The sequence below is a fragment of the Bacillus multifaciens genome, assembly GCF_030756675.1.
In the GTDB taxonomy this organism is placed as follows: domain Bacteria; phylum Bacillota; class Bacilli; order Bacillales; family Bacillaceae_G; genus Bacillus_A; species Bacillus_A multifaciens.
Genome location: NZ_JAVBXD010000073.1, coordinates 1 through 9,654, shown reverse-complemented (window position 1 = coordinate 9,654; position 9,654 = coordinate 1). Strand labels below are relative to the sequence as shown.

General features: G+C 36.9%; 12 protein-coding genes. 2 read left to right on the top strand and 10 right to left on the bottom strand.

Annotation, left to right across the window (positions count from 1 at the left end; genetic code table 11):
• Positions 1-372: 372 nt before the first annotated feature.
• Entirely contained in the window at positions 373-972 is a 600-nt protein-coding gene (locus Q9306_RS24020) for a helix-hairpin-helix domain-containing protein (RefSeq protein ID WP_306203079.1), read from the bottom strand.
• Positions 973-1,054: 82 nt separating this feature from the next.
• Between Q9306_RS24020 and comER the strand changes: the two genes are divergently transcribed.
• Positions 1,055-1,879, top strand: a complete 825-nt coding sequence (comER, locus tag Q9306_RS24015; protein ID WP_306203077.1) for a late competence protein ComER — start codon at positions 1,055-1,057, stop codon at positions 1,877-1,879.
• Positions 1,880-1,974: 95 nt separating this feature from the next.
• Here comER and Q9306_RS24010 read toward each other — a convergent pair whose 3' ends face one another.
• From Q9306_RS24010 to Q9306_RS23975, 8 genes are all read right to left on the bottom strand, one after another.
• The gene (locus Q9306_RS24010; RefSeq protein ID WP_306203075.1) at positions 1,975-2,724 is read right to left on the bottom strand and encodes a class I SAM-dependent DNA methyltransferase; all 750 of its coding nucleotides are present in this window, start codon (positions 2,722-2,724) and stop codon (positions 1,975-1,977) included.
• Positions 2,721-3,077 (bottom strand): ribosome silencing factor, encoded by a 357-nt coding sequence (gene rsfS, locus Q9306_RS24005; protein WP_020062222.1) that lies wholly within the window; start codon positions 3,075-3,077, stop codon positions 2,721-2,723. The genes Q9306_RS24010 and rsfS overlap by 4 nt, the downstream gene beginning before the upstream one ends.
• Positions 3,074-3,643: a bis(5'-nucleosyl)-tetraphosphatase (symmetrical) YqeK gene (yqeK, locus tag Q9306_RS24000; protein WP_306203073.1), complete on the bottom strand. Its 570-nt coding sequence runs from the start codon at positions 3,641-3,643 to the stop codon at positions 3,074-3,076. Before yqeK ends, rsfS begins: the two co-directional genes overlap by 4 nt.
• Positions 3,633-4,202, bottom strand: a complete 570-nt coding sequence (locus tag Q9306_RS23995; protein WP_306203071.1) for a nicotinate-nucleotide adenylyltransferase — start codon at positions 4,200-4,202, stop codon at positions 3,633-3,635. Before Q9306_RS23995 ends, yqeK begins: the two co-directional genes overlap by 11 nt.
• 103 nt (positions 4,203-4,305) lie before the next feature.
• Positions 4,306-4,605, bottom strand: coding sequence for a ribosome assembly RNA-binding protein YhbY (gene yhbY / locus Q9306_RS23990; RefSeq protein ID WP_306203069.1), 300 nt, complete (start codon positions 4,603-4,605; stop codon positions 4,306-4,308).
• Positions 4,606-4,609: 4 nt separating this feature from the next.
• On the bottom strand, positions 4,610-5,443 hold the full coding sequence (aroE, locus tag Q9306_RS23985) for a shikimate dehydrogenase (protein ID WP_306203067.1): 834 nt from the start codon (positions 5,441-5,443) through the stop codon (positions 4,610-4,612).
• Between the two features lie 14 nt (positions 5,444-5,457).
• Complete coding sequence (gene yqeH / locus Q9306_RS23980; protein ID WP_306203065.1) at positions 5,458-6,564, bottom strand: ribosome biogenesis GTPase YqeH; 1,107 nt, start codon at positions 6,562-6,564, stop codon at positions 5,458-5,460.
• A gap of 3 nt (positions 6,565-6,567) precedes the next feature.
• The gene (locus tag Q9306_RS23975; RefSeq protein ID WP_306203062.1) at positions 6,568-7,080 is read right to left on the bottom strand and encodes a YqeG family HAD IIIA-type phosphatase; all 513 of its coding nucleotides are present in this window, start codon (positions 7,078-7,080) and stop codon (positions 6,568-6,570) included.
• Between the two features lie 379 nt (positions 7,081-7,459).
• On the opposite strand from Q9306_RS23975, the gene Q9306_RS23970 reads away from it, so the two are divergent.
• Positions 7,460-7,615 (top strand): sporulation histidine kinase inhibitor Sda, encoded by a 156-nt coding sequence (locus Q9306_RS23970; protein WP_020062215.1) that lies wholly within the window; start codon positions 7,460-7,462, stop codon positions 7,613-7,615.
• A 143-nt stretch (positions 7,616-7,758) separates the two neighbouring features.
• On the opposite strand, the gene Q9306_RS23965 is transcribed toward Q9306_RS23970, so the two are convergent.
• A complete protein-coding gene (locus Q9306_RS23965; RefSeq protein WP_306203060.1) occupies positions 7,759-8,538 on the bottom strand; it encodes a phosphatidylserine decarboxylase in 780 nt (259 codons plus the stop codon).
• Positions 8,539-9,654 lie beyond the last annotated feature (1,116 nt).

Sequence of the window (9,654 nt, the reverse complement as noted above, 5' to 3'; positions counted from 1 at the left end):
AGTGGCTAGAATGTTCGGTGGCTTCGCTTCTTCCTACGAGGTAAAAAACACCTCTACGTCAGAAGCTCCATCCCCCTCACATTCTGAACGAGCCACTTCCGCATTTCTTTGTTGTCCAGCTCTAGCGGCTAGAATCTCCGGCCGTTTCGCCCCCTCGGACGAGGCAAAAAGCGCCTCTCTGCCTTTGGCGTGGGCGTCCTGCGATTCTGAGCGAGCCGATTCCGCTTTTCTGAAGAAGTTAGGTGGGAGAGAAACTGCCCGTAAAAGCCCGATTGGTTCAACTAATAATCAGTGGGGGATGAAGAAAACCCCCACTGATTAAAGTTTCACTTTATAGTGTAGCGAAATAAGAAAAAAGTCGTCAATGTTTATTTAAGGAACAATTATCTCATCTTTCATTTTTTCCAGCGATTTTTCACCAATTCCATCCACCTCTAATAAATCTTCTGCTTTTTGAAAGGGACCGTGCTGCTCACGATACTTAATAATATTTTCTGCTTTTCTAGGACCGATTCCCGATATTTTTTCAAGCTGGTCCTTTGTTGCTGTGTTTATTTGTATTTTCCCTTCTGACACGGGTGCTCCATTCACAGTGGTAATTTGCTCCCCTTTTTTCGGCACATAAATCACCATTTGATCTTGTACAAACTGTGCTAAATTTACTTTTGTTACATCTGCTTCCGGTAAAAAACCTCCTGCCTTTTCAACAGCATCTTTCACCCTGGCTCCGCTTTGCAATTCATATACTCCTTCACGATGTACAGCCCCTTTCGTATCAACAATAATCATTTTCAATTGCAATTTAGATTCCGTTACCTTTGTTTTCTCCTTTTTCCCTTCCATCTTCGCATTCGCTTCCACTTTCATTACCGCTTGTTCTTGTCTACCTTTTGTTTGCCATACAAATAAAACAATGACAACAACAATTGCTGCAAACAAAACTAGCCACTTTCTTGACAAATTCATCATCATCATTTTGCACCTCTAATTCATAAATTCGAAATAAACTTCATATTGTTTAGGAGAAAGATGTTACGAAGGAGGGGATGAAACATTGAACATAGGAATAATAGGAACAGGAAATATGGGGAATATACTTATTGATGCATGTATCGAAGCCCGCACTGTCAAACCTTCGTGTCTTACTATCATTAATCGTACTTTCGCAAAAGCATATCATATAAAAGAGAAGTATCCTTCCATTCATATAGCAAAAACAATCCAAGAAGTAATCGAACGCTCTGAGCTCATTTTTATTTGTGTAAAACCATTAGACATACACCCTATTTTGACAAAGCATGCTTCAATTCTTACCAACGATAAATGTCTAATCTCTATTACAAGTCCCATATCTACCGGGCAATTAGAAACAATCGTATCTTGTAATGTTGCTCGTGTTATTCCAAGTATTACAAATCGCGCCTTAGCCGGGGACTCTCTATGCACATTCGGAAAAAACTGCTCGCAAGAATGGCAAAGACATATATTAAACTTATTCCAAAAAATCTCTAAACCTATCATCATTGAAGAGCATATCACAAGAGTAGCATCCGATATCGCAAGCTGTGGCCCTGCATTTTTCAGCTACTTATTACAACGTTTTATTGACGCATCTGTCGAGGAAACAAATATCACACGTGAAGAAGCTACTATTTTAACAAGTGAAATGATTATTGGAATGGGAAAACTGCTAGAAAAGCAAATTTTCACCTTGCCAACTTTACAGGAGAAAGTTTGTGTAAAAGGAGGTATAACAGGAGAAGGGATTCGCGTTTTAGACGAACATATCGGAGATTTGTTTAATAAGGTGTTAAAACGAACACACGAAAAGTACGAAGAGGATGTAGAGCACATAGAACAGCAATTTAATAAGCATTAATATATCTTTTACGACAAAAACAACTTTATTCCTTCATATATTTTTTTATTTTTTGCTATCTAATAAAAAAGCAACCGCGAATGGTTGCTTTTTTATTATGCATTTTTTGTAGCGACAAAGAAGATTCTCTCTGTTTGTTCTGTGACTTCCATTCTTTCGAAGTCTCCTGTTACACGAAGAACCGTAAAACCAGCTTTTTCAAGCCACTTCGTCAGTTCTTCAACAGGATATGTACGTTGCATATGCAATTCATCAAATCGATGATACACATCCTCTTCTTCATCTCGTACAAAAAATGTTAAATCATGCTCCACACTGTTTGGTTCTTCACCTGGGAAGCAGTTCCAAATGAGAGAGATTTCATCTCCATTCACTGTATACGTTTCATTTTGAAATACGTGATGAATTTTATAAAGAGAGTGCACATCAAATAAGAACAAGCCATCTGGGCGCAAATGATGATATACACGTCGGAATGTCTCTTGGATGCCCTCTTCTTCTAGTACATAATTTAAAGAATCACAAAAAATTGTTACACAATCGAACTCGCCGGGAACATCTAACTCACGCATATCTTGTTGATAAAAAGGAATAAATTGACCTTCTTCACCTAACTTTTGCTGAGCAATTGTTAACATTTCTTCTGATAAATCTACTCCGGTTACATCGTATCCTCTTTGTACAAGGGGTAACGTAACATTCCCTGTCCCGCAAGCAACATCAAGAATTTTTGCATCTGTCTTACCGACTTGCTCCAAGCTTTGTTCCGTAAATTCCACCCATTTTTCATATGGGACATCATTCATTAGCTCATCGTATAACAATGCAAATTGTTCGTATCTCATTGACCTAACTCTTCTGTAACATCTTCGCGCGGTACATCGCCCCAAAGACGTTCTAAATTATAATAATCACGCTCATCTTTATGGAATACGTGTACAACAACATCACCAAGATCAACTAATACCCAACGTGCTTCTTCAAAGCCTTCCATACGTTTTACATCAACTTGTACTTCATGTGCTTGTTCTTTCACTTCACGAGCAATTGCTTGCACTTGTTTATCTGAGTTACCATGACAAATTACAAAATAATCAGCAAGCGGGGAAATTCCTTGCATATTTAACACAACAATATCTTCTGCTCTTTTATCATCAGCTGCTCTCGCTGCCAATACTAATAATTCTCTGTCCTTCATTTCGTAAGGTCCTCCTTAATGACTGCATTATACGTTTGAAATGTTAATGGATAAATCGTTTGATTCTTTTCCATTAAAAATTGGATCGTATGCTTTAAAGTATATAATAACGCTTGATTAAGATCTTCTCGTGCTAACTTTCGTGCCTCTTCAACACCTGGAAACTTACGACCAGGTTCAATATAATCCGCCACGTAAATCACTTTATCAAGCATCGTCATCTGCTCATGTCCACTCGTATGATACGTAATAGCTTGTAGTATGTCTGCATCTGTAATACCAACTTCTCGTTCTACTAAATATGCCCCAACCGGCGCATGCCATAATTCTTTATTATAAAGCAATAAATCTTTTGGCAAATGTTCTTGCTTAATAATCTCTTCCATTTCTGAAATCGGTCTACACTTTGCATAATCGTGAAAAATCGCTGCCATTTCCGCCTTTTTTTCATCAACACCATATTGCTTTGCAAGTTCGATAGCCGTTTCCATAACACCAATTGTATGAATATAACGCTTTTCATGCATTTGTTGTTTCACAATTTCAAGTGCTCGTTTACGATCCATATAGCCCATTCCTCTCAATGTATTCCTGTACCCCTTTGGAAAGCAAATACTTGCATGTCTTCTTCTTTGTTAAACGTTCGCGAAGAAGCGAAGAAGAGACAGCAAATTCCGGAATTTCTACCGTTACAATGTCATAAGGTGTAGAAAGTGTATAACCAGGACGAGCAACGCCGACAAACGTAACAAGCTTTAACAATTCATCGATGTTATACCATTTTGGTAAATACTCCACCATATCCCCGCCAATAATAAAATAAAATTGAACGTCTGGATGCTCCTTTGTCAATTGTAACATAGTGTCATATGTGTAAGACGGACCTTCTCGTTCTAGTTCCGCTATACAAATAGAGAAATGCATGTCTTGTTCAATTGCTAAATGAATCATTTCTAAACGATTACGTACACTTGTAACGTTCTTGTCTCGTTTATGAGGGGGGATTTGATTTGGTAGAAACCAAACCTCATCAAGTTCCAATGTATCGTACACTTCATTTGCAATTAACAAATGTCCATTATGAGGCGGGTCAAATGTCCCGCCAATAATTCCGATTCTCTTCAAAGAAAACGCCCCTTTACCTTGTCCTTATAGGCGATAGTTCTCATCTATGACAAAACGAGGCACCTATACGAACTCGATTGGTTCAACTAACTTTTAGAAATCGTTACTTTGTTTTTGGTAACACAATGCGTTTATTTTCTTTTGATTCTTTATATAAAACGATTGTACTTCCGATAACCTGTACAAGTTCAGCTTTTGCACCTTGTGCAACCTCTTCTGCTACTTCATGGCGATCAAATTCGCAGTTTTGCAGTACACTAACCTTGATTAACTCGCGTACTTCTAGCGCTTCTGCAATTTGTTTTACCATATTTCCATTTACGCCGCCTTTACCAACTTGAAAAATTGGCGTTAAATGATGCGCCTCTGCACGTAAAAATCGTTTTTGTTTTCCTGTTAACATGTATTTAGCCTCCAAGCTTTTTCATTACTATTTGTTTCATTCGTTCTATATTCGGCAAACGTCCCGTCCAAATTTCAAATGCAAGTGCACCTTGAAAAACAAACATATCAATGCCATTTTGCACAATCGCCCCGTGCGCCTTCGCGTCTCGCAACAACTTCGTTTCAAACGGATTATAAATAATATCAGATACAATGCTTCCTTTTTTCAAATCTTGAATTCGTAGCGGTGTATCTTCTACATGAGGATGCATTCCTACTGTCGTTGTATGGATGATAATATCATATAATGTTTGTTTCTCTGTTGCTTCTTCTAAGGAAAGCGCCAAAGACACGACTTCACTTCTGCATTCTGCAATAAGCTGCTCCGCTTTCTCTACCGTACGATTTGCAATGTCAATCTCTTTCACACCAGCACCTGCAAGTGAATAATAAATCGCACGACACGCACCGCCGGCTCCGAGCAGTAAAATACGTTTGTTCGTCAATGGTCCTTTACTAATAGATTCCAATGAACGAACATACCCTATTCCATCTGTATTATAGCCAACTAATTTTCCTTCTTTATGCAGCACTGTATTTACCGCACCAATTTGTTCTGCCAAAGGATCAATTTCGTCTAAATACTGCATAATCGCAACCTTGTGCGGCGTTGTCACATTAAATCCAACAACTCCAAGTGCCTTCAATCCTTTCACCGCTTCACCTAACTCACTCTCTTGAACGAGAAAAGCATGATAATGTGCATCCATCTCTAAATGAGCAAATGCATCATTATGCATAAACGGTGATAAAGAATGTCCAATTGGATTTCCAATTACACCATATAATTGTTTCACAAGTCCTCACCACTTTAAATTAAAGATTTACGTAATGAAACACTAACTCCTTTTGGTACATGCGCTGCAATTTTTGCCCCAGCTTCATTCACTGTTACCCATCCTAAACCTGAAAATACAACATCTGTTTTCGGCTCATGAATAGTAAACTCATACTTTACAAGCTCAGGCATGTTTTCAAGTTCTTCTGGTGTTGGCGGATTTAATAATTCTCCGGCATGATTTTCATACAATGCATCTGCTTTTTCAAGCTTCGTACGATGAATCGTAAGACGATTAGATAAATGACAAGTAAACGAACGACGACCGCCACTTATATAATCAAATCGTGCTAGTCCACCGAAGAATAACGTTTGTTCTTCATTCAGTTGAAAGACCATCGGCTTAATTTCTTTTGTTGGCGTAATTATTTTTAAACTTTGCTTTCCAACGTAATGCGCCATTTGATGATGATTAATAATACCTGGCGTATCATATAAAGATGAATTTTCATCAAGCGGAATATCAATTAAGTCTAGCGTTGTACCAGGGAAATGTGATGTCGTAATGACATTTTCCGTTTCCTCGCTAAACGTTTTAATAATACGGTTAATAAACGTTGATTTCCCAACATTTGTACATCCAACAACATACACATCTTTTCCATTACGATAATGTTCAATTGCGCTTGCAAGCTCATCAATACCTTGACCTTTTGCTGCACTAATTAAGAAAACCTCTTCTGGCTTTAAACCAAGTTGTTTTGCACTATAGCGCATCCAATGTGTAAGCTTTTCCTTCTTTACTGATTTTGGAATTAAATCTGCTTTGTTCCCGACAAGAAGTACTTTATTATTTCCAACAAAGCGATGCAGACCAGGAAGCCAGCTTCCACTAAAGTCGAAAATATCAACAATCTTAACAACTAAGGCATCAGATTGTCCAATTCCATTTAAAATGCGTAAAAAATCATCATCTGTTAATGATACATCTTGAATTTCATTGTAATGCTTTAAACGGAAACAACGCTGACAAATGATATGTTCTTTCTCTAACGAAGAAGCTGGTGCATAACCAACTTCATTTTTATTTTCTGTTTGGATTGCAACGCCGCATCCAATACATTTAAACGTCTCAGTCAAACTTTATTCCTCCCAATTAATTAAACCTTTTTTCTTCATGTTACGCATAATTCTACGCTCAATTTTTCGATTAAAACGAGTCATAAATCCATCTGTTTTTGCAACTGGAACAACTAAAATCGTATGTAGCCCAACACGATTCCCACCAAGCACATCTGTTAATACTTGATCTCCAATTACAACTGCTTCTTCCGCACGCAGATTCATTTTCGTCAGCGCTTGTTTAAAAGCACGAACAAGTGGCTTACGTGCACTATGAATAAACGGAATACCAAGTGGATCAGCAAAATCTTTTACACGTTGTTCATTATTATTTGAAACAACTGTCACTTGAATGCCGTGTTCCTTCATTTTTGCAAACCATTCTTCCAATTGCGGTGTCGCATTCGGACGATCCCATTCGATTAAGGTATTATCTAAATCAGTAATAATTCCTTTTATACCTCGGTTTTTCAATTCTTCAGGTTGAATATGATACACGTTTTTCACGTATTCATTCGGTAAAAATAAACTCACTTTCTTTCACCTCTTTGAGGAGTTTTATATGGTTCAACTTCCATTTTGAGAGCGTCTTTCTCTCAAAATGGTTAGCTGAACTTATCGGGCTCTTACAGGACATTCTTCTTGTGATTTTCTGTAAAAGCGGGATAAATCATCTAACAGCTACTGTCTGTTAAAATTGAATAAAATTTTTCGACAGCATTTTTCGATTATGCATCTGTGGATAAACTTGTACACAATTTCCCTCTTGTTAAATTCAGTCAATTCAAAAATTATCAACAATTCCCCACATCTTATCCACGACAGAATGTGGATAACCAACAGATTGTGACATAAGACAATTTTTGGTACATTAAATGAGACAAATTTCCTTTTTCGCAGGAGGTGAACCGCCTTGACGGCGAAACATATGGAACAGTTATCTACTGAATTACTCACTGAGTCTTATTATAAAGCAAAAGAACTAAATTTAAATCCTGACTTCATTTTACTTATTAAACAAGAAATCATTAGACGTTCATTAGAGGACAAGCTTTTAAAATCGTCTTAAGTATATATACAGTAAAACTTCCATAGGTGGCAGTTAACCACTTATGATTAGTTAAATGAGATCCCCTAAAGACATACTACCTATTACGTGAGAAATAGATACTGCTTCACCTGTAAAAAGAGCCATCTTATAAGACGGCTCTTTTATAATCGAGTTGCCACTTTCTCACCAACACGAACCTCTCGTCCACTAGCTAATGATTGAACAACTTCAACCATACCTTTTTCAAATAATAACACGACTGTGGAGCCAAATGTAAAATAGGCCATCTCTTCACCTTTTTGCATAGTTTCTCTCTCATGCAACAGTTCAATACTATTCACAAACATTGCACCTACCTTAACAAGCGCCATCCGCTCGCCTTCGCTCTCTATCTCTGTTACAGAGCGATAGTTTTTAGACAACGTATCTCTTCCATATTTCATACCTGCTGCATTAACAGGGTATGACTTTCTTCCAAGTACAAAACGCTCTGTCACTGTACCAGAAAGTGGACTATGAATACGATGATAATGGCTTGGGCTTAAATAAATCACCATGTATGTACCACCTGCGTAACGCGTTGCCCTTTCATCCGTACCAAGCATGTCTACAATAGAATACTGTTTCCCTTTGATTTCAAACATTTTTGCCTCATCAATGGGACCATGATCTGCAAAAACGCCATCAACCGGACTCACAATAGCAGACTCTTCTGTATCAATTGATCGTTTGCCCTCTTTTAATTTACGCGTAAATAATTCATGAAGCGTTTGATACTCTTTTAATCCATTCTCCATCTCATCTTGGTTAATTTGAAATACCTTCGCATAAGATGGAATAATCATTGAGCTTAAACGAGACTGTGCAAATTTACGCAATATATAAGACGTAAAACGACCGTTTGTAAGTTCAATCAATAATCGATATAACGTACGTCGCAAACTGCGAAACCCCCTACTATGATATATAATGTTGTAATAAGACCCTTACATGTAGTTTTTCCTATTCTTGTTTCTATATCATAAATTATTAGCACCTTTTAATATTACAGATAGAACCCATCATTTTCAACCGTGAACATGGATTTATCATAGGAGTTTCATTTTATGTAAAGAAGAAAAGTGCCTACCTTTCAAATAAAAGCAAGCACTTTTCTTCTTTAATATTTCCCTTTCTTCTCCTTCTCCGCACGACGAACCCATAAATTTTGATTAAAATTTATGGGTTACAGCAATCAATGCATTCTATAAAAATATGCCAACTCTACGAATCGCATTTTTTATCATCTAATTTTTTTACTTTTATTAGCAAAACACTTCCAACAACAGTAATATTGTGTTATCTTAATATAGTAATAAGATTTTCTACTTTTGTATTTGTAATGTCATAACAAATGTTTGATCAGAAAACCGTTATCTTATCAAACAGCAACAAAAAGCCCTGATGCCTACTTCATCAGGGCTTTTTGTAAGTTATCTAAGTCAACTTACATAAGACTCATCAAAATACATCCAATTAAAGGTTCTTCCATTGAACCTAACTTCCTTAGGTTCTTTTTTTATTTACATACATTTACCAATATTATTTTTCGATATTTTATGTTAGATTAAATGGCGTGACTTTATCCATGTCACCATTGCAAATTTTTGCCCCATTAATAATATGGGGTCTTTTTTATTAAAGTGAAATTTTTTATTAATACCTTATAATTTCTTTCTCAACAACCAACACATGGAATTAAATTGCTATTTTTGATAATGTAAAGATAACCCTAACGTTTCCATATTTTTTTATCAGGACCTGTAGCGCATCGCAGGTCCTAATTATTTCCTATTAAAGTTAAACGGTGATATATGTTAAAATTCTTTATGCAAAACACTTGTCTATTCAAAGAGTATCCTCTAAAAAGCTCTAGCCGTATGAAAGCTAGGGTTTTCCCTGTTTGCTCACCAAATACAACTTTCTATTCGTTGCGATAGGTAATACTTTGAAGTTATCTCCATCTTTTCCCCCGCTTAGCACTGTACGTGCGACTTTCACCGCATACAGCGCCCCAT